Below are 22,046 nucleotides of genomic sequence, written 5' to 3'. Positions count from 1 at the left end.
CTTCCTAAATGAGCCTGGCCTGGTTTTTTTATGCGGCCTGTTTCCCTGGTACTCAAGTGACGAGATGTAAAAACAAGCTCATTGAAACAATAAATGTTATCGATGTCAATTGAAATGTTATCGATGTCATTTATTCGACACAGATGGATTTGTTGATTAAAAATACAAAAATTTCCACTGAGAAATGAAACGTTGCCTAACTTTCCTGCGCAGATGCTGGCATGAGAGCCACAAAATTTCTGACGTGTTTTTGCCAGATTTGCCCCTGTGTTGTGCGGCAGCCATAGACAAGGAGGGTGTTCACTTTGTGCAGCGTCGAAGGGGGGATATAGGGGGGATATATCGCAGCCAAACAAGCTCTGTCATAATGCGCGGGAAATAATCAGTTAATCAGTTTCAAAAGGGGCTAAGCCAGACATAGTGCTGAGTTTGCCCGAAGCTGAAATCACTGCACCCGAAATTTCTACACCTGGCAATTGTTCATAAGGTCTTTGCATGTCGGCAAAAAAACGCAGTACACCTAATCCCGAATCCGGGGTAACGATGGAACACCTGGCAGCCATTGCCGGGGTTTCGACCATTACGGTGTCGCGTGCCTTGCGTAACAGCCCGCTGGTGACGGTAGAGACGCGCGAAAAAATCCGCAAGATTGCAGAAGAGCAGGGCTACCGCTTCAACGTCAGCGCCCGCAATTTGCGCCTGGGCCGCAGCCATTCTGTCGCCGTGGTGGTGGAGATGACGCCTGCCAATGACAGGCCCATGTCTGACCCTTACCCGCTGGAATTATTGGGTGGCATCACGCAGGAGTTGACGACTGCCGGGTATAGCGTGGTGCTGACTTCCATGCAACTCATCGACACGCCACCTGTACAAGGGGCTGATGGCATGATCTTGCTGGGACAGGGCTCACATGGGGAGGCTGTGCATCGCTTGCAACGTTCCGGCCTGCCACTGGTCATCTGGGGTGCGCCAGATGCCAACCAGCCCGGCATCGTCGTTGGTAGCGATAATCGCAAGGGCGGTGCCAGCGTGGCTGAGCGTTTTATCCAGCAAGGGCGGCGCAAACTCTTGTTCATCGGTGACATTGACCATGCCGAAGTGCAGGAACGTTGCGCCGGTTTCATGGAGGCGCTGGGTGAGCAGCAGCACGCAGTCACTATCCTGCGCCCCAAAGCGTTTACCTTTGAAGCTGGGTTTGACTGCATGTCTGCCTACCTGGATAAAAAAGACAAAGCCTTCGATGCCGTCTTCGCCGCCAGCGACTTGCTGGCCATGGGCGCGATACGGGCAATTACCGAAGCAGATATGAGCGTGCCCGGCCAGGTATCGGTCATTGGCTACGACGATACCCCAGGTGCTGCCAGCTTTATCCCGGCACTGACCAGCGTACACCAATACCTGCGCGACGGCGGCATCCTGCTCGCCAAAAAAATCCTTGGTCTCATCAACGAAGAGCCGGTCGAGTCCGAGGTCTTGCAGACCATGCTGGTGGTCAGGCAGACTTGAATGTGATGGCGTTTAGCCGCCTCGCGGCTGTTAGCCCGTCACTGTCATTGATCTGGGTGGCTGTTTTAGATAAGATAGTGGCAGCACCCCACTACAGCCAGCATTTTCCTGATTCTCCAAGAATAGCCAGCCATTTTTTCTCAGTCTGGATATTCACGATGTTTATCTGCAATTCCCAGTTTCACACGATCTCAAATCGTCGCTATTTCAGGACTGCTTATGTTGCCTAAGTCAGTGCACACGGTATTGCTGCGTTTGCATTTGTGGCTGGCGCTCACGTTTGGCAGTGTATTCGTGCTATTGGGGCTCACTGGCAGCATCATCTGCTGGATGCATGAGCTTGATCACGCACTCAATCCTGGGCTGTTCAGCACGGCACATCAAACTCGCACTGCTGAACCCATCAAGCCAGAAATGGTGCAGGCTGCGCTGGATAGCCTGACAGCCAATCCCGCTTATGGTAAGCCCAGGCAATTGATGCTGCCTGCCACTACGGCAGATGTCATTACCGCCTGGTATCCCGCCCGAGCAGCTACCGGCAAGTCCGCGTTTAGCCAGGACTGGTCACGCCAGGTGATGCTTGATCCGCACACGCTGGAAGTGAAAGGTGAACGCAACTGGGGGCAATACGGCATCTCAGGGAGTTTGCTGATACCAAGCTTGTATCACTTGCACCGCTATGTTTTACTGGGTGAGACTGGCAAGATAGTGATCGCAGTCAGTGGCATCATGCTCGTGCTGATGTCGCTTATTGGCCTGTTTTTATGGCTGCCCAGGCCGAACTGGAAAGCCTTGCGACAGTCACTGACAGTCAATCTGGCGGCAACTCCGGCTGCCATCAATTTTCGCCTGCACCGCATGCTGGGATTTTTTGCCTTGCCTGTGCTCTTGCTACTGGGATTTTCTGGTGCCTACTTCAACCAGCCGCAATGGATATTGCCCGTCATAGGCAAAGTATTGCCAGTCACAGAGGCACGCAAGCAGGGGGATGCGCATGTGTTTACCGGTCAGCACATCAATGCTGTACAAGCCATGCTGATAGCACAAGGCGTATTCCCACATGCCAGAATTTCGCGCCTGGGTTTGCCATCGGCTTCTGCTGCCGTGTATGAAATCCGTTTGCGCCAGCCCCAGGAAATGCATAGCGGCGATGGTGCCAGCAGGGTCAGTGTAGATGCCGGCAGTGGCCGCATCATCAGGGTTTCCGATCCGCTACAGGGGCAGGCTGGCGACCGCTTTCTGGCATCGCTGTTTCCTCTGCATAGCGGCATCGCCTTTGGCATTTCGGGCCGGATATTCATTTCATGCTTTGGTCTGGTGCCGCTGGTTTTGATGCTGACGGGCTGGCGCATGTGGCGCAAGCGCAAGAACAAATAAAAAAACCGGATGCGCGATGCATCCGGCTAGTCGTGCCTTGGCGGGGGGCTCAGGCCCCTGTGTTTAGAACCGTGTATTCAACACCAGATAGGCATTGAAAGGTGCGCCAGGCTGTATCTGCACATTATTGTTGGCTGACTCCATATAGCGGGTATTGCCGAGGTTATTGAGTTTCAGGGTAATGTCATAACGGGCCTGCATATAAGTCAGTGCCAGATCGACCCGGGCGTAACCCGGCAGACGTACCGTATTATCAGTCAGTGCATACTGCTCGCTATGGGCAATGATGCCTGCACCAGCACTCCAGTTCTTGCTGAAACTTTGCTTTAACCACAGGCTGGCATTGTGCGTCGGTGTCATTTCTGCGCGGTTACCTATGCGTATATCATTAGATGCGACGATTTTTGCATCGTTATAGGTATAGCTCGCATTGACCTGGGTAGCGCTGAACAGTTGTCCCTGCAGTTCAAGCTCCAGCCCCTGGTTGCGCTGACGGCCAATTTGCAACTGACGCAAACCTGTCAGGTCAGTTGGATCAGCAGTCAATTGATTGCTTTGCTCCACCCTGAACAAGGCGATGCTGGTGTACAGGCGTTTATCCAGCCACTCTTGCTTCAAGCCGATTTCCTGCAGGTCAGTCCTCAGGGGCTTGACTTGATTTAGCGGATTGCTACCGGTGTAAAGCAAGTCACCACCGGCAGGCTGATGAGAGCGACTGATCGTGGCATAGGCAGACTGTTGCGGCGTGATTTTATATACCAGCCCCAAGCGTGGTGAGAACAGATTATCGGTACGTTCACTGACGACATTGTTGAGCAGCCTGTTGGTTTGCTTTTGCTTGAACCGGTCAAAGCGGCCACCGAGCAGTATGTCCCATTCATTCGTCAAGGCAATCTGATCCTGCAGGTACAGGGCAGTGGTGTCGGCATTGAAGCGGCTGTCTATGGACACAGGCAAAGCCCTGAAGTCAGGAGCGGCCAGCAATTGCTGGGGGCGGTATAAATCCACAGGGTAAGCCGTGCCGGTTTGCCTGACCAGGGAATCGCGCTTTTGCTGGGATAATTCCAGGCCAGCCAGCAACAGGTGGTTACCGATGGCGTAAGTCAGTTCAGTCTGGTTAACCAGGTTCTTTTGCTGTATGGGAAAATAGGTAATCTGGCGTGACACGGTATTGTCAGCGTTCACGCGCCGGTTGCGCGTGTTCACGCCATCAAGATCAGTCTGGCTGTATTGCAGGTTGTTGACCAGACTAAGTTGCTGATTGAACTTGTGTTCCAGCCTGGCTTTAAAGAGATCACTATTGGTTTTGGTGAAGTCAAATTTTTCACCATAAAAAGTACTGGCATCAACTGCCACTGCACGTCCATTCACCGATGGTATGCCACGGTCAGGCGTGTGGTCTTCGCGCTGTATTTCAGTCTGCAGCAGCAAGCTGGTTTGCGGGCTGATATTCCAAGACAGCGATGGTGCCAGCAGTGTGCGCTTGTGATCAACAATATTCCGGTAACTGTCACCCGCGTCATAGGCAGCAATCAGGCGCGCGTTGAGCTCATTGCTCAGTGCACCACCTGCATCGACACTGAGCCTGCGCTGGCTGTTCGAACCCAGCGCCAGTGAAATTTCATTGTCCTGTTTGGCCTGCGGTTTTTTGGTAATGCGGTTGATCAGGCCTCCGGCTGCGCCACGTCCATATAAAGCTGCCGTGGCACCCTTGATGACTTCGAGTTTGTCCGTGGTGGCAAGATCGCGGAAATACAGGCTGTCGTCACGCATGCCATCGAGCAGGATTTCACGTGGGGAGTAAAATCCACGTATATAAAATTCATCACGGCGGCCTTCGCCTTGCCCGGCGATAATGCCGGGCGTATAGGCCAGTGCGTCCTTGCTACTGTTGACGGCACGGTCGCGCAAGTCTTCATTATTGACGACGGATATTGATTGCGGGGTTTCCAGCAAAATGCCATTGGTTTTGCTGGCACCGCTTACCCGGGTAGCTGCTGGCCTGGACTGAGCCTTGACTTCAATTAACGGCAAGTCATTTTGTGTCGTGCTTTGCGCCATCACTGCATGGCTATAAGCCTGACCTAGCAAGGCCGGGAGTATCAGTGAAAAAGGTTTTACGTGCATAATTAATACATCATTTTGGAGTTGAAAAAAACGGGTGCAGAGTGGTGACCACGTCACGAATCGCTAAGCTTCATTGACTACGCCCAGTGGGTGATATAGCGGCAGATAGGCTGCCTTGCGGTCAGCCTGCTTTAAAAAACGGATCAGCAAATTACCCTTGACGGGCAGGGGCTCGCCGGACAGCAAGCCCTGTATGCGACGCGCTGCCTCCGGGTTGGGGAAGTTGGCAAGATAACTTTGCAGGGTATTGCGCAGGCAAGCCCATAATTCGAGATAAAGTTCGTGATTACCATTCGCTAGCGTGGCGATGACTTCACAGATATTATTGACCAGCAGGCAATAGCCTATGCGTGTCCAGCCCGCTTCGTCGCTGCAGCAGATTTCTTTGCGGGTATGCTCATCGAGTTGCATGGCCTTGATCAGTTCGTGGGCCTTGGGTGTCAGCCTGGTCAGCTCCAGATCACGGACAATGAAATGCACTGGAGTGCCATCTTCTGCGAGCCCGACAATGCTGTTTTGCATATGTGGCTCAAAGGCGATGCCTTTTTCAAACAACAGGTAGAACACGGGATAAATTGCCAGCTCGGCATAACGGCTGAACCACAGGAGCATGCCCTGGCGCAGGGACAGACTATGCCTGTGGGAAAATCGTTCTATCAATGCAGCCACCTGCAGGCGACCTGCCTGGCCGTTACCAAACAAGGCCGCGCATATCATGGGGGTGATGCCTTGCGCCAGATGGCTTGCCAGACCTTCGCGCAAGACCAGTCCAAAGCCGTCTTCGATTTCCTTATGTTGCCTGTCACTCTGTTGCTGATCTTCCGGGAAGGCTACACTCAGGTAAGCCTGTTCTTCCAGTGCATGAAAATGCGGGAACAATGCCTGCATGTCTGCCTTCATCGGTCGGTACAGGCGGCTTGCAGTCAATGCGGCAGCCAGTTCGTGCCGCGCATTATTGCGTATGCAATTGGTGATGCGCAGGTTCAGCGACAGTTTCAAAAAAGCACTGCCATCTTCAGCCAGCATGGTGCGTATGGATGCAGTAGGATAAAACTGCTTGCCACTACAACCCAGGTCGCATATTTCACCAGCAGCCATGGCGGCTTGAATGCGGGGCTGCTGCACGAGCCAGTCAGCTTGCCAGGGGTGCAAGGGTACGATGATGTGCTCGCTATCGGCTTGCAGATCATGCCCAGTTAGTTGTTGCAAACTACTGGACAAGTCTTGCCCATCCAGGCTGTCGCTGATGATCCAGCTGCGCGGGATCTGGAAATAGCGTAATTGCAGCCTTGCGCCATGTTCTGGTGAATAGTTTTTTTCTTCTTCTTTTGTCCAGCCTGAACGGCTCTTGGGTGTAGGGTGGAAAGGATGGCCCGTCAGCAAATGCTGTTCACTGCGTATGTATTGCTGTAAAGCTGAGTCTGTGTGGAGAGAACGTAATTTGCCTTGCTGCGCTTCCAGCAGATGCTGCATGGTAGCGATGCTTTCCTCGATTTGTTGTAGCAGGTCGGCATTAAACTCAGTGCCTTCGCGCAGCGACAGGTCAGCGACAATGAGCTGGGCAATGTCGCGCCAACTGGCTACTGACCAGGTCTGTTGATGGTCTTGCAGATAGATGTCGGTGATGTAATCATAATTGCCGGTGACTGAGACATGTTGTACCCCCACGCAAAAACGGCTTTGCATGCGCGGTAACTGTATGTCCAGCACCTGGCCCTGATACTGGCGCAGTGCTGCAGGTGCCATCCTGGTGTGGGCGATGGAGCGGACGGCCAGCTTATGTTCCTGCATGGCGACTTCGCGCGCATAGCAGTTCAGCAGGACGCGGGCATGTTGTAACTGGGCGTATTCGCTGGCCTCGACAGGGACAGCATTGTTGGCTGCCTGCCTGGGATGTGGTAAAGCACGTGGCAAAGACGGCAGATGGAGTAAGGGCAGAGTGTCATGCGCATGGTTCCAGGCGAACCGCGGTAAGCTAGCGTTCATAAGCGTTTACTTTCTATAAAAATGGAGAGGCTGGCCAACAGCGCACAAGCCAACCAGATGGGAGCGGTATAACTCATAGAAGTAGCCAGACCGCTTGCGAGAATTCCTGCCATGACAGCGCCCCATTTATTGGCGCCTTCCAGTTTGCCAAAATGCTGGCCGGCACTGGCTTTTCTGGTCGTTGATGCTGCCAGGGCATTGATGGCCAGATAAGCGCCGGTCATCCCTGCGCCCATGAGTATCCGGCCCGTCGCCAATAGGGGCAGATTATTGGCCAGCACCTGCAATAGCAATCCAGCGCAGGTCAGCGCAGAGAAACGCGCCAGTGCAGTCTGCGCATTGGAAAAATTGACATGGCGGCCGATAGGCCAGGCCAGCACCAGAAACAGTGCATGTGGCAAGCCAAACAGGGCACCGGCCCAGGCCGCAGACATATTCAGGCGTTGTGCCAGGTCAATGACAAAATACGGATAGGTCAGTACCGTACCTATGGTGAATAGCGCCTGGTAGCGGTACAGACTGCTGGCACTCAGTGCGCCAGCCTCGGCAGGTGCTGTGCCAGTGTTGTCTGTTACGGTATGCGCGGCAGGGATACTGGTTTTTGCTGGCAACAGATAGAGTATCAACCCCGCCAGACCAGGGAATATGGCCAGATAAAAAAAGATATGCAGCAGATTTTGGCCGTCGCTGAACAGGCCTATGATGGCAGGTCCTGCGAACAGCGCGGTACGGGCCGAGCCTTGCATGACACTCAGCAATGTAGCGAGGCGCTTGCCTGGCAGGAAGGAAGCCAGAAAAGCATTTGATGCCGCAAAGGTGCCACCCAGCAAACCTTGCAAAGTCAGGCCAAAGGCAAATTCCCAGGGCGTGCGTGCCATACCTGTGATGATGAAGCTCAGGCACAGGCCCCAGTGTGCACGTATCAGCGAAGCACGTATGCCTATGCGGTCAGCCAGCTTGCCCCATAAGGGATTGGAAATCGCTGCCGCCAGAGTTGGCAGGGTAAAGTACCAGCCAGCCATGACCAGGGCCTGACTGGAAAAGTTCTGCTGCAGTATATGCGCATAAAATGGTGGCATGCACAGTGCAGCAAAGGCCGCACCAAAATGCCCCAGTACCGTGATGAAAATGGTTTGCCGCATCACGCGCCCTGAGACTGCACAAATTGATGCAGGGGATTAGGGACAGTATGAAAGGCTTGCGCACTGGCGGCAGAAAGACGCCTGCTCGCCAGTTTTTCCATTTGCAGTTCAGGTACAAACAAATTGAATTGCTGGCAGCGTGCAGACAATTGCGGCACTTGCGCCTGATAATCAAGCACGGTTTGCGCAGCGAGTTGCCAGAAACGGCTTTCCTCAAAACCATGATGCAGCGCCAGCCTGTGAGCCAGTTCAGACAGGTGGATAAACAAGAGCACTTCAAGCAGGTAATCCCTGGCTTCGTCTGTCGTGTGCATGGCAAAACCGTTGCTGGCATTGGCTGCATTGCGGTGTGGCGGCGCCTGGCGTAAATGCTGCAAGTGCGCTTCTCCGGTGGTTTGCCCCGCGATATAGTGCAGGCCACCGGGCAAGTCACGAATGGCTACACCGGCAGGCAAGCCATCCCTGACGATGAGCAGGGTATTTTGTGCGTGCGCTTCGAGTAAAACACCATGCGCCAGCATCAGATGAATAAACGGAGGCAGCATGGCGTGCATTAGCGCCTTGACCCAGGTTTCAGTGCCATATTGTTGCAACCAGATCGAAATATTCAGTTGTTGCTGATCATCGAGCGTAGCCAAGGCCGTGCAGGGAAATATCTGCTCGCCTTGCCTGAGTATGGATGTTGGCGACTGCCGCCAGATCGCGCCGAGCAAGCCATATCTGTCCTGGCGTGATGCCGCAGGTGTAAGAGTGATACCCATGGGTTCTGCCAGAACAGCCAGCCTGCAGTGCTGCTGTAAAAAATTATCTGCACTACACAAACTTTCCAGCCATTGCGATATCAGTGGTGCATTGTGAACATGGTGATCAGACAGGATGCGGTCTGCCGAGCTATTGGCGATGGCGAGCGGCAGCTTGAGGTTGTGATTGTTATGGCTGGCAAGAGATGTCAGTGAACGTATCGATTGCTGTGCCAGCCATACCGCTTCACCCATGCCAAGGTAGAGCAGGCGGCCATCTGCCAGCCAGTCGGCGTACTGGATTTGCAGGTTCTGTTGCCAGTGCCAGGGATGAGAAGGCAGCAAATGATAATTGTCTGCGTCCTGGCCTGATAGAGTGATTGCTTGCTGCAAACGCAGCACTTCTGCTGCACCGATTTCCGTTTGCAAAAATTGTGTGTAGTCACCACTAGGCAAGCTATGAATATCAGCCAGTCGTTTATCGAGTGCCAGCCAGGCCAGGCCAAAAGTTTGCGCAAATTCTGGTCCATAACGCTGATGGTCCGCCAGATTAAAACCTATGCGCGAACGATAGCAAGGATGGTACAGATGGCCGTCACCCAATTGCGCTTCCTGCCAGGCATATGGCAAGTCAAGTGCGGCATGGCCTTTTGCTACCAGTGCCCTGGCTTGCAAAGAGCATGCCTGTTTGGCCGCAGTATGAATTAATTCATTGATGAAACGCGGGCCATTCTGCGCCGCGTGTGACCTCAGCAAATTGCCTGCAACGGTGGCAATATCAGTGGTGCTCATCCCACTGCTGACTTCACATACTGGGCCGTGCAAACGGTTGCGCCCAAAGCTGTTGGCCGGATGTGCAGCTATCCGGTATTCAATCGCCTGGCCCTGCTCATTGCTACCGCGTAAATACAAATCAGCCTTGCCATCAGCCTGTCGTTCCAGATGCCCATCCAGGGCACCTTCAAACCAGAATGCGTCGATGAACTGGCGTAGCGTGCGTTCGGCCGCTGCTGCATAAAATGACTTATTGCCAGTCGCCGGAATTTGATTGTTGCTGTCCATATTGTTTTTCCAAAAAATGAGGGTGAGCAAATCCCTTGCGATTGCCGGGGCAATCACAGCTTGCTGCAAGATGTGAAATGAAAAGCGCTTATGGGCTGACGCTTAGCCGGGGCTGTCGTAGTGCTGCGTCATGAGAGTATTTTTCCAGACAGGGGTGACGACGGATGAGTGCGGCAATCGATATGACGATGGGTACGACGATGGATGCAGTAATGGATACGAATGTGAAATAACGATGGACATGATTTCCCCGCGAATATAACGCATGGTTTTTTCACTTGCCCACGTAGGGATGCTGGCGTACGTGTGTAGCTGGGGGCTGGCGCTTCAGAGGGTGTGAAATTGCTAAAGTGAAATCATTATAAATGAGAATCGTTGTCATTTGCGAGTTATTTAATAAATAACCTAGAAACCTTAGGGGCAATTTGTTGGGAGCGACGCCGGTTTTGCTCACCGTAACATAGGGCAGCTTGCTTTACATGTCCCTATTTTGCACCGATAAACTGATCGCTGGATAAACCCCTGCGGGTAGCTGTCTCCAAGGCATCTTTTAAACCCGGGCTAGTCTTGCTTTAAAAATATAAATTTAGTTTGTTGACTTTTAAAACCGGTTTAAATAGAATTAATTTAGATTTCAAACCGGTTTGAATAAATTCATTAATATTAAACCCATCAAAATTAATCGCAATATTCAAGATCAAGAATAAAAATGAAGGACGACACCGTGCAAACAAGCGATGCCTTGCAACATCAATTTCCGCTGGAAGGCTGGGGGATTACAGAAAATCAGCTCGATGACGGGCATCACCTGCTTAGCGAAACCCTGTTCGCCCTGGGAAATGGCTACATAGGCTTGCGCGGCACGGCAGAAGAAGGCAATCAAAGGACAGCGGCAGACTCACTGAACGGCAGTTACCTCAATGGCTTTTATGAATCCGAAGCCATACAGTATCCAGAAAATGCCTATGGCCTGGCGCGCACCAATCAATTCATGCTGAATGTGCCAAATGCCAAATGCCTGACTTTGATGCTGGAAGATGAGACTTTCGATTTGCAGCAAGGCAGGGTAGATAGCTACCAGCGGCATCTGGATTTTCGTACCGGTTTGCTGACCCGCACCTTGCAATGGACATCTGCACTGGGCCGCAGCATACGCCTGCATAGCCAGCGACTGGTCAGTTTTGACAACAAGCATGTGTATGCGATGTCGTACGAAGTCACGCCTTTAAATTTTTCTGGCGAGATCAAACTGGTTTCTGGCATCGATGCTGCAGTAAAAAATATTACGGCGGGTGATGATCCGCGCGTAGGCTCTGCCATCAGTGGCCCTGTGTTGCACAAACTTGAAGTGAAGCAGGAAAATGATCTCTCAGCCTTCCTGCACCGCACCCACAATAGCGGCCTGAGCCTGGCGACTGCCATGCAAAATCATTTGCAAACTGAGAGTGCTTACACCAGCAGCTTGCAGCAGTTTGATGACAAGCTGGAACAGCAATTCACCATCCAGGCAGTACAAGGACAGGCAATAAAGCTGGATAAATTTTGCAGCTATTTTTCATCCCGCGATTATCCGGTAGCGTCTTTGCTCTCGCTCAGTCAACAAACATTGGGCAAGGTGTGTGAACAAGGTTTCGCACAATTGGCCGCAAGCCAGCAAGCTTATCTGGCTGACTTCTGGGCACAAGCCGATGTGCGTATCAGCGGTGACGCTGCCTTGCAGCAGGGCATACGTTTCAATATGTTCCACCTGCTGCAATCAGTAGGGCGTGATGGCAAGACCAATATTGCTGCCAAGGGCCTGACAGGTGAAGGTTATGAAGGGCATTATTTCTGGGATACAGAAATTTATATCTTCCCCTTCTTCCTCTACAACAAGCCAGAGATCGCCAGAAAGCTGCTCGAATACCGTTATCAATACCTGCCACAAGCGAGAGAGCGTGCGCGTCAGATGTCACATGCCAGCGGCGCACTCTACCCGTGGCGGACTATCGATGGTGAAGAATGCTCAGCCTACTTCCCCGCAGGAACAGCGCAATACCATATCAATGCTGACATTGCCTATTCCATCAAGCTGTATATGGACGCAACGGCAGACAAGGATTTCTTGCTCACGCAAGGCGCAGAAATTGTGCTGGAAACTGCTCGCCTGTGGATGGGCCTGGGCCATTTCACCCGCTTGCCTGGTCATGACACGGATTCATTTTGCATTAATGAAGTGACCGGCCCTGACGAATACACGGCGCAAGTCAACAACAATTATTACACCAATGCGATGGCGCAAATGCATTTGCGTTTTGCGGCTGATATCGTCAGGCAACTGCAGGCTGAACACCTAGAAAAATTTACTGAACTTGCAGCAAAAATTCATCTGCAAGCAGATGAAGCAAATGCATGGCAACGCGCCGCTGATCTGATGGCTTTGCCCTACAACAAAGAGCGCGGCATTCATGAGCAGGACGACAGCTTTCTCAATAAAAAAGTCTGGGATTTTGCCAATACACCCAAAGAAAATTATCCCCTGCTGTTGAATTACCACCCGCTGGTTATTTATCGCCATCAGGTATGCAAGCAGGCAGATGTGGTGCTGGCCTTGCTCTTGCTCAGCGATCAGTTCAGCCTCGATGACAAGCGCCGTGACTTTGATTTTTATGAGAAGGTCACGACCCATGACTCATCCCTGTCCACCTGCATCTTCAGCATCATCGCCGCAGAAGTCGGTTATCAGGACAAGGCTTATGACTACTTCATGCAAACCGCCAGGCTGGACCTGGACAATACCCATGGCAATACCCATTATGGTGTGCACACTGCCGCCATGGGCGGCACCTGGCTAGGTATTGCCTATGGCTTTGCAGGCATGCGCATCAACCAGGGGCAACTGAGCTTTGCGCCGGTCTTGCCTAAGCAATGGCAAGACTACCAGTTCCGCGTGCATTTCCACGGGCAATTACTGGAAGTCACCGTGAACCAAACCCATGTCGAATACCGTCTCATGCGCGGCACGGCATTGCAATTCCAGCACAGAGGGCAAAGCCTGCAAGTCACTGAGCAACAAGCCACATGCCGCGTACCTTTGCATCAACCGGAGCTGGCTCATGCGTAAATACGATTATCGTGGTGTGATTTTTGATCTGGATGGCGTGCTGACAGACACTGCACATTACCACTATCTGGCCTGGAAAAAACTGGCTGAAAGTGTAGGTGCCAGTTTTGATGAAGCCTTCAATGAGCAATTAAAAGGTGTCGATAGAATGGGTTCGCTGAACCTGATCCTGGCAGCATCCGGCAAAGACTTTAGCGATGCAGATAAACTGGCGCTGGCAAATCAAAAAAACCTGCATTATCAAAACCTGATTGCGCAGTTGAGCCCCGCTGATTTATTGCCTGGCGCGGCTGAGTCTTTGCAACAGATACGCGCGGCAGGTTTAAAAACAGCTTTGGCATCGGTCAGTAAAAATGCCCAGGCGGTCATTGAGAGACTGGGTATCGCAGATCAGTTTGATGTCGTCGTCGATGCTGCAAAAATAAAGAACAGCAAGCCTGATCCTGAAATTTTCCTGACCGCGGCAGCAGGGCTGGGTTTGACTTCTGACGAGTGTTTTGGAATCGAAGATTCCATCGCAGGCATACGCGCCATCAAATCTGCGAACATGTTTGCGCTAGGCATAGGTAGTCCGGCAGTATTGACCGAGGCTGATGTTGTCATCGCAGGTTTGCATCAATTCAGTTTGCAGGATTATTTGAAGTAACAGCCGCAAAAGTAAAAGCAGTAGCAATAAAAACAAAACATAAAAAATAAGCAGTAAAAATAAAAAAGGCAGGAGACAACATGACCAATCAGGCTCAGCACGCTGCCAGCAGGCGGCGCATTATTTTTGCGCTATTCCTGTTGTATTTTGTATTCGCCATCCTGCTCAACAGCGTGGGCACGGTGATACTGCAAGTCATCAAGACTTATGGCGTCAGCAAATCCGCTGCCAGTGTGCTGGAGGCTTTCAAGGATATTCCCATCAGCATAGTCTCGTTTTGCGTAGCATCTTTCCTGCCGCGACTGGGTTATAAATATGCGATGTTGACAGGCATGGCGATCGTTACTGTCAGCACGGCAGCCATGCCCTTGCTGCCAGGATTCTTGATGACCAAGCTGCTGTTCCTCAGTGTGGGTGTTGCCTTTGCACTCATCAAGGTATCCGTCTATGCGACCATAGGCCTGGTCAGTGCAGACCGCAAACAACATGCGAGCCTGATGAATACGCTGGAAGGCTTTTTCATGGTGGGCGTGCTAAGTGGTTACTGGATATTTGGCTATTTCATCGATGCCAACGATCCCGCCTCGCCAGTCTGGCTGCATGTGTATTGGTTGCTGGCAGCCTTGTGCGCCATGACTTTCTTGCTGGTGGCGACCACCAGCTTCACCGAATTTGAAGCAAAGCTGACAGTCAGTCAAAGCAGCCTGCTTACCGATTTTGCCGATATGCTTAAACTGATGGCGCGTCCCCTCGTCTGTGTTTATATCATCTCGGCGTTTTTATACGTACTGCTGGAGCAGGGCATAGGCACCTGGCTGCCGACTTTCAATAATGAAATCCTCAAGATGCCGGTAGATATGAGCGTACAAGCCACCAGCATTTTTGCGGCTTGCCTGGCGATAGGCAGGCTGGGGGCTGGTGCTGTCATGCGCAAGCTTAACTGGTATCTGGTATTGAACATCTGCCTGATCAGCATGGCGGCGCTGGTCTTGCTGACGCTGCCATTGACGCATAACATCGTCGCCAACCCTGATCTGCGCTGGAGCAATGCACCGTTGGCTGCCTTCATCTTTCCTTTGATAGGCTTGTTCATGGCGCCGATTTATCCTGGCATTAATTCCGTCATGCTGAGCTCTTTGCCGACTAACCAGCATGCCGCCATGACGGGTTTGCTGGTCTTGTTTTCTGCTTTGGGTGGTACCAGCGGTTCCATGATTACTGGTTATGTGTTTGGTGCGATGAATGGGCAAACGGCGTTTTATCTGTCTCTGTTGCCCTTGAGTGTCATCTTGCTGACCCTGTTTTTCTTCAAGCGTGCGATTGAGCGATTGGACTAATCATGGACGAACCGAGTGCGCCTGCACAAGTATATAATCCCAGCTTATTTCCAACTTAATCCATCATTACCATTTGCCCTATGTCGATTACTTTAAAGGAGCTTGCTGCCAGCCTGGGTATGTCCAAGACCACGGTCAGCCGTGCCTTGAACGGCTACCCTGAGGTCGGTGAGCAGACGCGCAAAAAAGTATTGGCAGCAGCAGAGCAGCACGGTTATGAAGCCAACCCCATGGCGCGCAGCCTGGCCGTGGGCCGCACCAATGTATTTGGCCTGATCTACCCCTTGCTGCCGTCTGACCTGGGCGACCCCATGTTCCTGGGCGTCGTTGGCGGCATGGCCGAAGCGCTGGAAGCGCGCAAGATGAACCTCATGATCGCGCCTGTCTCGCCCGGTAATGAGTTGCCCTCGTATGAACAAATGGTCAAAGGCCGCCGTGTCGATGGTCTCATTGTCAGCCGCACCATGGTGCAAGACCCACGCATCGCTTATTTGTCCAGGCAGGGCTTTCCCTTTATAGCCCATGGCCGTACCCAGACCGACAAACCCTATGCCTGGTTTGACTATGACAATGCAAACGGCATACGGCTGGCTGTGCAGCATTTGCTGGAACTTGGCCACCAGCGCATCAGCCTCATCAGCGCACCGCTGGAACTGAACTTCGCCAGGCAAAGGCGCACCAGCTTTGTCGAAGCCATGAGCGGTGCAGGTTTGGATATTGATACCCGCTACCTGATACAGGATGCCCTCGACAGACGTAGTGGCTACCTGGCAGTGCAGCAGCTATTGAACTGCACACCCAGGCCCAGCGCCATCATCGTCGATAACCATCTCTCCGGCGTCGGTGCCATGCGCGCCTTGATGGACGCAGGCATCGCCATAGGCCGTGATATCTCCGTCATCGTCTGGGGCAATATGGAAGACACCCTGGTCGGCGACCAGGTCACCACCATAGACCAGCCTGATCCACGCGCCGCAGGCGTCAAGATGAGTGAAATGCTGCTTGCGCTGATGAATGGCACACCCGCGGCAGATTTGCAGGTCTTGTGGCAGCCGGTGTTGATCGCGGGATCAACCACCGGCCCACTTTAAATGCAGTGAAGATCATCACTGATCCTTCAAATACTCCAGCAAATCCAGTCTTTGCTCCTTCGTCAACATAGGCAAGTCGCCTGGCCCTTTTGCTGGTTTGTTGCCATAGTCATGACCTGTATTACGGTTGCCATTGAGCCGGGTGTCAAAGACAAAACCTTCATAGCCTGTGCTCTTCATGCCGACTTTTTCTGCATCAAATTCGCGTGAACCCACTATGAACTTCTCAGGTCTGCATTCTGCATCCTTTTGCTCGGCCTGACAGGCAGGTAACAGCAAATCATACAGGGTAGGCACAGAACCATTATGCAGATAAGGCCCGGTCGCCCAGATGCCATTCAGTGAGCGTCCCTTGTACGCCTGCAGCGAAGAGTAGGGCGTCATCGTGGTATCAGGATTGTAATTACCATGCTTGTTTGAATCCTTGATTTCATTGCTGAACAAAGCCTGGAAAATATTGTGCAACCATTCAGACCAGCGGCGTATGAAGCCCTTGTCCGCATCTGGTGTCGTTACCACACCCAGCGTTGCCTTGGTCAGCAGGGCGGCGATAGGGGCTTTTTTATCCAGCAGCACATCACCGACACCCGCGCCCACGTACTGATTGCGCAAGATACCTGAATAACCTTCGTACTTGATGCTGTTATCGGCCATGGTCGGGTCGGTGCCCACTTCTTCCAGCTTCGACATATGTGCCACGACACGGCGTTGTGGCGAGCTGCGGTCTATCTCTGCATGGCAACTGACACAATAATTGGCAAACAGCTTTTCACCGCGCTTGATGCGGGTCTGGTCCAGCTTGCCCAGAATGTCTTGCGGCCATTTGGGTGACTGCAATTCAGTCAACTGGTTTTCTATGCGGCGCAGGTTCTGGGTATTGATAGAGCTGTCATACTCAACCACCTTCTTGGTCCAGCCCTGGCCAGTCAGCAATGAAGTGATAGAGAATCGCTTGCCCTCATGCCAGTCCAGTGAACCAAACACGCCGATGACTTCACCTGTATTGCGGCCCAGTGGGCCCAGGCCACCATTGCCACCCAGGCCATTCCACTGCACATAATCATGTTGGGCGATATCCCACAAGAAAGGGTAACTGACAGGTGCATCTGCCTTGATGAATAATTCCTGCCTGAGCTTGACGATATTTTTGGCCGATGTCGCTACTCTTTCCACGATCTTGTCGCGGTCGGCAGAGCTGATGTCCGGCCCTATGCCTGCCATTGCCGTACGCACTTCATCTTCAGTCAAGACCTTGCCCAGCACTTCTTCTATCTGCTGACGATTCAGCAAATGCTCAAGCGTGCGGTTGTAGATGCGGCCAAAGGCATCCAGTCGCGCATAGCCATAATCGACAGGACTATGGTTGATGATGTTGTAGCTGGTCAGGCGCAGGGTATACGTCTTGATATCTGCAATGACATCTGCTTCGCTGCTGTAGGCACCAAGCGCCATGACAGCCTTCACAAAACGTTTTTGCACATCTGGTTTGTCTCTGACAGAAATCATCGCGTCCGTCAGACCTTTCAGGAAACCAGCCATGTCAGCACTGGCCGGGCCACCGTCAATACGCATGCCTGTACCCTTGTAATTGATTTGCCCGGTATGGCAAGCCGCACAGGTAAAGCCCATGTAATTTTTGCTCAGGTAATTATCTTTGACAAAGCCCACCGGCAAGGCATCAGGGTTGCTCGAGGTTTTTTTCTGTGGCAGGTAGCGGTAGCGATTGATATTCTCATCGCTGCGGAACAACTCCGGCTTGTCAGCTTGTTCCAGTACCAGGAAAAAATCATAAGGCAGCAAATTCGAACCCTGTGTGGTTGTATAAAACCACAGGCTCTGCTCAGGCTTCCAGTTCTGCTCCAGATACACAATCTTGCTTGCGCTGTCTCCAAACACATCCTGCTTGACCGTCATCGCACCACGATCAGGATCACTGTCAGACACTTCCCATCGCTGCGACAAGGTGATGATCAGGGGAGGGATGATGAACAGCAAAATCAGCAGCAAGAAGCCATGCCATATTTTGAATTTTATTTTCGGAAGTTTCATGATGTTCCCTGATTGGAGAGATGCGCGAAATCCGCAGAGCTTGATTTATGATTGTATTTTTATCATGTTGATATTTTAATTCTTTTTCGACAGGCCACTGCACAACTTGCGATGGATGTGTATTTTTAACAACGTTACTTGCGCGTGCCAAACTTGCATCCAGATCAAATACAGTTTTTGTAATGTGATTAAGATTGCTCTTTAGAAAATTTCATTGATTCAACTAGAACTCATTTCATAAATAGGGATGAGTGCGAACAAGGCGATTTGGGATGCAGTGCAAGGCGTGGCCTGCAGCTAAGGCTCATGCCTTAGCAAAGGACGCAACACAGCAATGCGCCCAAATCGTCAGTTCCCGAAGGGTTTGCCTCATAACACGTATCAGACAACATTGGATTTATTGAAAATAGTTCCACAATTAACAACCACAAACGTGTTACCGGTCCGTGTTATGAGGCAAACGCATCTCATTCATATTTATGAAATGAGTTCTAAATAAAAAGCCAATTATTTTCCGAATTTGCTATGAAAATTGTCATAATGCGAACGGTCTATTTTTATACTAAAGAGTGATGCAAAATGAAACAAATTAAATTAGCTGGTTTGGGCGTAATGACTGCAATGCTGCTGGCAGCCTGCGGTGGCGGCGGATCAGGTGGCAGTGCGCCTGCAACGGTGACACCTGTTGATACCAGCACAGGCCCTTTGAGCAAATATGTTGGTGTCTGGAACCAGGGTTGCCAGAACCATGAGATCGACACGACCACGATTACGGCGACCAGCGCTGGTTCCGCGCTGTCGATGTCACAAAAAATTGAATTCTATGAAAACGCCAACTGCACAGGAGCTATCGTCGCAACTGGCACCTACACCTCGCCGGTTGTGGTGGCGCAACATATCAGGACAGAAGCCAATGCCACCGTCAAAATGCTGACAGGCGAAACCGTTGCTTCCTCAGTAGATGTGGTCAATGCGACTGCTAACGGCGCTGTGATCAACTTCGTTGGCAGCGCCGTGTCATCTTCCGTAGTCAATGGCAAGACCACCTGGAAATTTGTTTTCAAGGACACGACAATTACCCAGACCATAGAAATCTCATCTGGCAGCGCCCAGGGCGGTTTCATGCTGCGTAATGGCGAACTGTTTTTTGTGCAGGCGATTGGCAGTTCAACGACTGCCTTTGCAGTTGATAGCCGCTATGTGCGTGGCTAAGCTCAATAGAAGCGAAGTCCGGTATTGAGACAATGAGCCACCGTAAGGTGGCTTATTGTTTTTTGTGTCTGAAATTTAAACGGACGGCCTATTGTTGAGATTGAATTGCCGTCGCGAACAAGAGATGGTCGCCCTGATTTCATTTGTCACCCAGGGCCTTATTTAGCGAGCCGGTTTCTGATCATTTCAACTCTGCAAGTGATTGCATTTTCAATATAGTCGGCAAATAATGAACCTTGCCGCTGGATTGAAGTATTTGATTGAATACCTGTGGACGCGCAGAATTGGGCCAGGCATGTATTTGCGGCGTATGGCCGAGGTGGTCTTGGTCATACGCAGACTACCATGCGAGATAAATTCCTGGACAACGCGAACATCATCAATGCACACATTTTTCAAGGCGTAGCTCATGTCACTCACACTATACGGTCATCCATTCTCGTCCTACACCCAGAAAGTGCTTATCGCTCTGTACGAGAACGACACGCCTTTTGAATTCCGCTGCATAGGACCAGATACGCCCGCCTACACCGCAGAGTGGTTGCAACGCTGGCCGCTGGGCAAATTCCCCTTGCTTGTTGACGGTGAGCGCAATGTTGTCGAGACCAGTATCATCATTGAGTACCTGCAATTGGTTCACCCTGGGCCAGTGCGCCTGCTGCCGGCAGACCCCATGCAGGCACTGGACGTGCGCTTTCTTGACCGCTATTTCGACCTGCACGTCATGACCCCGGTCCAGCATGCGGTTGGCGCAGCACTGACAGGCGATACCATAAAAAGACAGGAAGGACTGGCCCACGCCGCCAGCAAACTCGACCTCGCCTATGCATGGCTGGAAAACCACAGCAAAGGCGATGCTTGGGCCAGCGGCGAAAATTTCACGCTGGCAGACTGCGCTGCAGCGCCTTCACTCTTCTATGCAGACTGGACCCAGCAAATCGCAGAAAAATATCCAAGACTACGCGCCTACCGCAGCCGTTTGCTGGCCCGCCCATCATTCGCGAGGGCAGTGGAAGAGGCGCGGCCTTATCGGCAGTTATTCCCGCTTGGGGCGCCGGACAGGGATTAGGGTAAGTTGAATCAGGGATTGATTTTCCTGAACGCTTGAAGGTCTGTAAGCTGGATGAAGTTGTGAATTTTGTTGCGTGTGATTTTTCTTGTCTTTAGATAAGAAAATATCCTATGCAACAGATAGCCAATATCATGAAAGGCAGGCCAAACAAGGCGATCCTGGCAAAACCTGTTTGCTGTGGGCGGACTGGAAATCCCGGTTCAAGAAAAGAAAATGTCACGCCCCGGCCAGCTCTATATTCCAGATTCCATAGCAAGCCCGCGCTAAAATAAAGCACCGAGGATGCATAGATATTTGCCTCCCAGGTAATCGGGTAATGGCCATCCCTGATCAACAGATACAAGTCATAACACCAGCTTGCCGAGAACATCCAAACCCCAATTGCGACCAGCACGTGCTTGAACCTGGCTTTGCCTCTTATTCCCAGGTAGAGCATTCCCGTCGCCCAAGGTGCAGTCAAGAATGTGAGTGCAGACATCATGGCCGCATCAAAATAATCCCAGGTCGGGTCAGCTGTGTAAGGTGCGACGACAGTAATCCCAATTGCAGCGATGCTGAAAGTAATCAGCTTCCAGGGCACGTATAAAAATGCTTTGTACGCTTGCAGAGGAAAGGAGGTGCGGTCAGACATGTATAGCCAGATGCACAGGATGCAGTAGCTGATCCAAGTGGCGAGATAAAATTTGAGTTCTGTGGTCATAGATAAGTGTATTCGGGATTCATTCGCTATGACTTTGTGATCGGGTTTGAATCACCAGGCAAATACTGGTTCTGTTTACTCGTCGCAATGCAGGATGACAGGACCGTAACTATGATAGGGGCAAGAAAAGGTGTCAGAGCTGCCCAGCGATCTCTCTTTTTTACACCATAACTCAATGCTCCAATAAAGCAGCATATCCCAGTCAAAATGATGAGCTGAGTCAGACTCTCAGTAAAGAAAAATAAAGATAGAAAGTTTAACGCGGTATAAACCAGACCCGTGATATATCCAGAATTGATAACTACATCACATCATCCATAATATTTAACTGTATTTTTTTAGTTAATCTATTATTTGCAGTAGCGTAAATATTTAGCAAATTTCAAAAAGGTTATTTAAATGCAATACATTAACGATTGCCTTTACTGGATATTAAACCACTGGTTTTTAATTATCGTTTCTTTGATTGGGTTGAAAATTTTCTCAAACATATCGAATGAACTTAACAACAATAGCTATGAAATATTGCGATTAAAACGTCAAGTGGCTGAACTTCAGGAATTATCTTCAATCGTTGAAAAGCATCATGATAAGTTACTTGATCATGATGAAAGTTTAAAAAATTAGCGCTTATTAGGAGTCAGCATGGATGAATACTTTGGAGTATCTATTTACTCGTGGAAAATCATTTGGGGTTTTATCATGACTTACTATGCTATGCATAGACTCTCGACTTTTATCGATAAACAACAAGCGCAAATAGACCAACTTAAAGAAAAGATTTACTACTTAGAACATCCTGAAAAAAAGCCATATTGATACTTTGGTGTACCTCGTTTTGTAGCAGGTGCGCCGGGCCAGGTCTCTTAAGAAACAAATATAAGTCCTAACATTCA

General features: G+C 51.1%; 16 protein-coding genes. 10 read left to right on the top strand and 6 right to left on the bottom strand.

Going from position 1 to position 22,046, the window contains the following annotated elements; translation table 11 throughout:
• The first annotated feature begins 495 nt into the window (after nucleotides 1-495).
• Entirely contained in the window at nucleotides 496-1,506 is a 1,011-nt protein-coding gene (locus UNDYM_RS17965; RefSeq protein WP_232063539.1) for a LacI family DNA-binding transcriptional regulator, read from the top strand.
• Between the two features lie 219 nt (nucleotides 1,507-1,725).
• Nucleotides 1,726-2,883: a PepSY domain-containing protein gene (locus tag UNDYM_RS17960; protein ID WP_162042251.1), complete on the top strand. Its 1,158-nt coding sequence runs from the start codon at nucleotides 1,726-1,728 to the stop codon at nucleotides 2,881-2,883.
• Between the two features lie 63 nt (nucleotides 2,884-2,946).
• On the opposite strand, the gene UNDYM_RS17955 is transcribed toward UNDYM_RS17960, so the two are convergent.
• The 4 genes from UNDYM_RS17955 to UNDYM_RS17940 form a co-directional block, all read right to left on the bottom strand.
• Complete coding sequence (locus tag UNDYM_RS17955) at nucleotides 2,947-5,010, bottom strand: TonB-dependent siderophore receptor (protein ID WP_232063538.1); 2,064 nt, start codon at nucleotides 5,008-5,010, stop codon at nucleotides 2,947-2,949.
• A 63-nt stretch (nucleotides 5,011-5,073) separates the two neighbouring features.
• Nucleotides 5,074-6,996, bottom strand: a complete 1,923-nt coding sequence (locus UNDYM_RS17950; protein WP_162042250.1) for an IucA/IucC family siderophore biosynthesis protein — start codon at nucleotides 6,994-6,996, stop codon at nucleotides 5,074-5,076.
• Complete coding sequence (locus UNDYM_RS17945; protein WP_162042249.1) at nucleotides 6,993-8,138, bottom strand: MFS transporter; 1,146 nt, start codon at nucleotides 8,136-8,138, stop codon at nucleotides 6,993-6,995. Before UNDYM_RS17945 ends, UNDYM_RS17950 begins: the two co-directional genes overlap by 4 nt.
• On the bottom strand, nucleotides 8,138-9,940 hold the full coding sequence (locus UNDYM_RS17940) for an IucA/IucC family siderophore biosynthesis protein (protein ID WP_162042248.1): 1,803 nt from the start codon (nucleotides 9,938-9,940) through the stop codon (nucleotides 8,138-8,140). Before UNDYM_RS17940 ends, UNDYM_RS17945 begins: the two co-directional genes overlap by 1 nt.
• A 709-nt stretch (nucleotides 9,941-10,649) precedes the next feature.
• Between UNDYM_RS17940 and UNDYM_RS17935 the strand changes: the two genes are divergently transcribed.
• From UNDYM_RS17935 to UNDYM_RS17920, 4 genes are all read left to right on the top strand, one after another.
• Nucleotides 10,650-13,043, top strand: coding sequence for a glycoside hydrolase family 65 protein (locus tag UNDYM_RS17935; protein WP_162042247.1), 2,394 nt, complete (start codon nucleotides 10,650-10,652; stop codon nucleotides 13,041-13,043).
• Nucleotides 13,036-13,689 carry a beta-phosphoglucomutase gene (gene pgmB, locus UNDYM_RS17930; RefSeq protein ID WP_162042246.1) on the top strand — a complete coding sequence of 218 codons (654 nt, stop codon included), beginning with the start codon at nucleotides 13,036-13,038 and terminating at the stop codon, nucleotides 13,687-13,689. The genes UNDYM_RS17935 and pgmB overlap by 8 nt, the downstream gene beginning before the upstream one ends.
• A gap of 80 nt (nucleotides 13,690-13,769) precedes the next feature.
• Nucleotides 13,770-15,026 (top strand): sugar MFS transporter, encoded by a 1,257-nt coding sequence (locus tag UNDYM_RS17925; RefSeq protein WP_162042245.1) that lies wholly within the window; start codon nucleotides 13,770-13,772, stop codon nucleotides 15,024-15,026.
• An 86-nt stretch (nucleotides 15,027-15,112) separates the two neighbouring features.
• Nucleotides 15,113-16,117 (top strand): substrate-binding domain-containing protein, encoded by a 1,005-nt coding sequence (locus tag UNDYM_RS17920; RefSeq protein ID WP_162044687.1) that lies wholly within the window; start codon nucleotides 15,113-15,115, stop codon nucleotides 16,115-16,117.
• Between the two features lie 15 nt (nucleotides 16,118-16,132).
• Here the strand turns inward: UNDYM_RS17920 and UNDYM_RS17915 are convergent, their stop codons facing one another.
• A complete protein-coding gene (locus tag UNDYM_RS17915) occupies nucleotides 16,133-18,166 on the bottom strand; it encodes a di-heme-cytochrome C peroxidase (RefSeq protein WP_197740919.1) in 2,034 nt (677 codons plus the stop codon).
• Nucleotides 18,167-18,745: 579 nt separating this feature from the next.
• Here UNDYM_RS17915 and UNDYM_RS17910 point away from each other — a divergent pair.
• The gene (locus tag UNDYM_RS17910) at nucleotides 18,746-19,378 is read left to right on the top strand and encodes a hypothetical protein (protein ID WP_162042244.1); all 633 of its coding nucleotides are present in this window, start codon (nucleotides 18,746-18,748) and stop codon (nucleotides 19,376-19,378) included.
• A gap of 409 nt (nucleotides 19,379-19,787) precedes the next feature.
• Nucleotides 19,788-20,447 (top strand): glutathione S-transferase family protein, encoded by a 660-nt coding sequence (locus UNDYM_RS17905; protein WP_162042243.1) that lies wholly within the window; start codon nucleotides 19,788-19,790, stop codon nucleotides 20,445-20,447.
• A 94-nt stretch (nucleotides 20,448-20,541) separates the two neighbouring features.
• Here UNDYM_RS17905 and UNDYM_RS17900 read toward each other — a convergent pair whose 3' ends face one another.
• A complete protein-coding gene (locus tag UNDYM_RS17900; RefSeq protein ID WP_162042242.1) occupies nucleotides 20,542-21,150 on the bottom strand; it encodes a hypothetical protein in 609 nt (202 codons plus the stop codon).
• A gap of 399 nt (nucleotides 21,151-21,549) precedes the next feature.
• On the opposite strand from UNDYM_RS17900, the gene UNDYM_RS17895 reads away from it, so the two are divergent.
• Together UNDYM_RS17895 and UNDYM_RS17890 are read left to right on the top strand one after the other, a co-directional pair.
• Entirely contained in the window at nucleotides 21,550-21,777 is a 228-nt protein-coding gene (locus UNDYM_RS17895; protein ID WP_162042241.1) for a hypothetical protein, read from the top strand.
• An 18-nt stretch (nucleotides 21,778-21,795) separates the two neighbouring features.
• A complete protein-coding gene (locus UNDYM_RS17890) occupies nucleotides 21,796-21,969 on the top strand; it encodes a hypothetical protein (protein ID WP_162042240.1) in 174 nt (57 codons plus the stop codon).
• Nucleotides 21,970-22,046: the final 77 nt, after the last annotated feature.

The organism is Undibacterium sp. YM2 (genome assembly GCF_009937975.1).
Lineage (GTDB): Bacteria > Pseudomonadota > Gammaproteobacteria > Burkholderiales > Burkholderiaceae_D > Undibacterium.
This window is presented reverse-complemented; position numbering and strand designations above follow the sequence as displayed.

Bases quoted from the DNA above. Each gene is read 5' to 3' on its own strand.
- UNDYM_RS17965 (WP_232063539.1), top strand. From the start codon at position 496: ATGTCGGCAAAAAAACGCAGTACACCTAATCCCGAATCCGGGGTAACG.
- UNDYM_RS17960 (WP_162042251.1), top strand. From the start codon at position 1,726: ATGTTGCCTAAGTCAGTGCACACGGTATTGCTGCGTTTGCATTTGTGG.
- UNDYM_RS17955 (WP_232063538.1), bottom strand. From the start codon at position 5,010: ATGCACGTAAAACCTTTTTCACTGATACTCCCGGCCTTGCTAGGTCAG.
- UNDYM_RS17950 (WP_162042250.1), bottom strand. From the start codon at position 6,996: ATGAACGCTAGCTTACCGCGGTTCGCCTGGAACCATGCGCATGACACT.
- UNDYM_RS17945 (WP_162042249.1), bottom strand. From the start codon at position 8,138: ATGCGGCAAACCATTTTCATCACGGTACTGGGGCATTTTGGTGCGGCC.
- UNDYM_RS17940 (WP_162042248.1), bottom strand. From the start codon at position 9,940: ATGGACAGCAACAATCAAATTCCGGCGACTGGCAATAAGTCATTTTAT.
- UNDYM_RS17935 (WP_162042247.1), top strand. From the start codon at position 10,650: ATGAAGGACGACACCGTGCAAACAAGCGATGCCTTGCAACATCAATTT.
- pgmB (WP_162042246.1), top strand. From the start codon at position 13,036: ATGCGTAAATACGATTATCGTGGTGTGATTTTTGATCTGGATGGCGTG.
- UNDYM_RS17925 (WP_162042245.1), top strand. From the start codon at position 13,770: ATGACCAATCAGGCTCAGCACGCTGCCAGCAGGCGGCGCATTATTTTT.
- UNDYM_RS17915 (WP_197740919.1), bottom strand. From the start codon at position 18,166: ATGAAACTTCCGAAAATAAAATTCAAAATATGGCATGGCTTCTTGCTG.
- UNDYM_RS17910 (WP_162042244.1), top strand. From the start codon at position 18,746: ATGAAACAAATTAAATTAGCTGGTTTGGGCGTAATGACTGCAATGCTG.
- UNDYM_RS17905 (WP_162042243.1), top strand. From the start codon at position 19,788: ATGTCACTCACACTATACGGTCATCCATTCTCGTCCTACACCCAGAAA.
- UNDYM_RS17900 (WP_162042242.1), bottom strand. From the start codon at position 21,150: ATGACCACAGAACTCAAATTTTATCTCGCCACTTGGATCAGCTACTGC.
- UNDYM_RS17895 (WP_162042241.1), top strand. From the start codon at position 21,550: ATGCAATACATTAACGATTGCCTTTACTGGATATTAAACCACTGGTTT.
- UNDYM_RS17890 (WP_162042240.1), top strand. From the start codon at position 21,796: ATGGATGAATACTTTGGAGTATCTATTTACTCGTGGAAAATCATTTGG.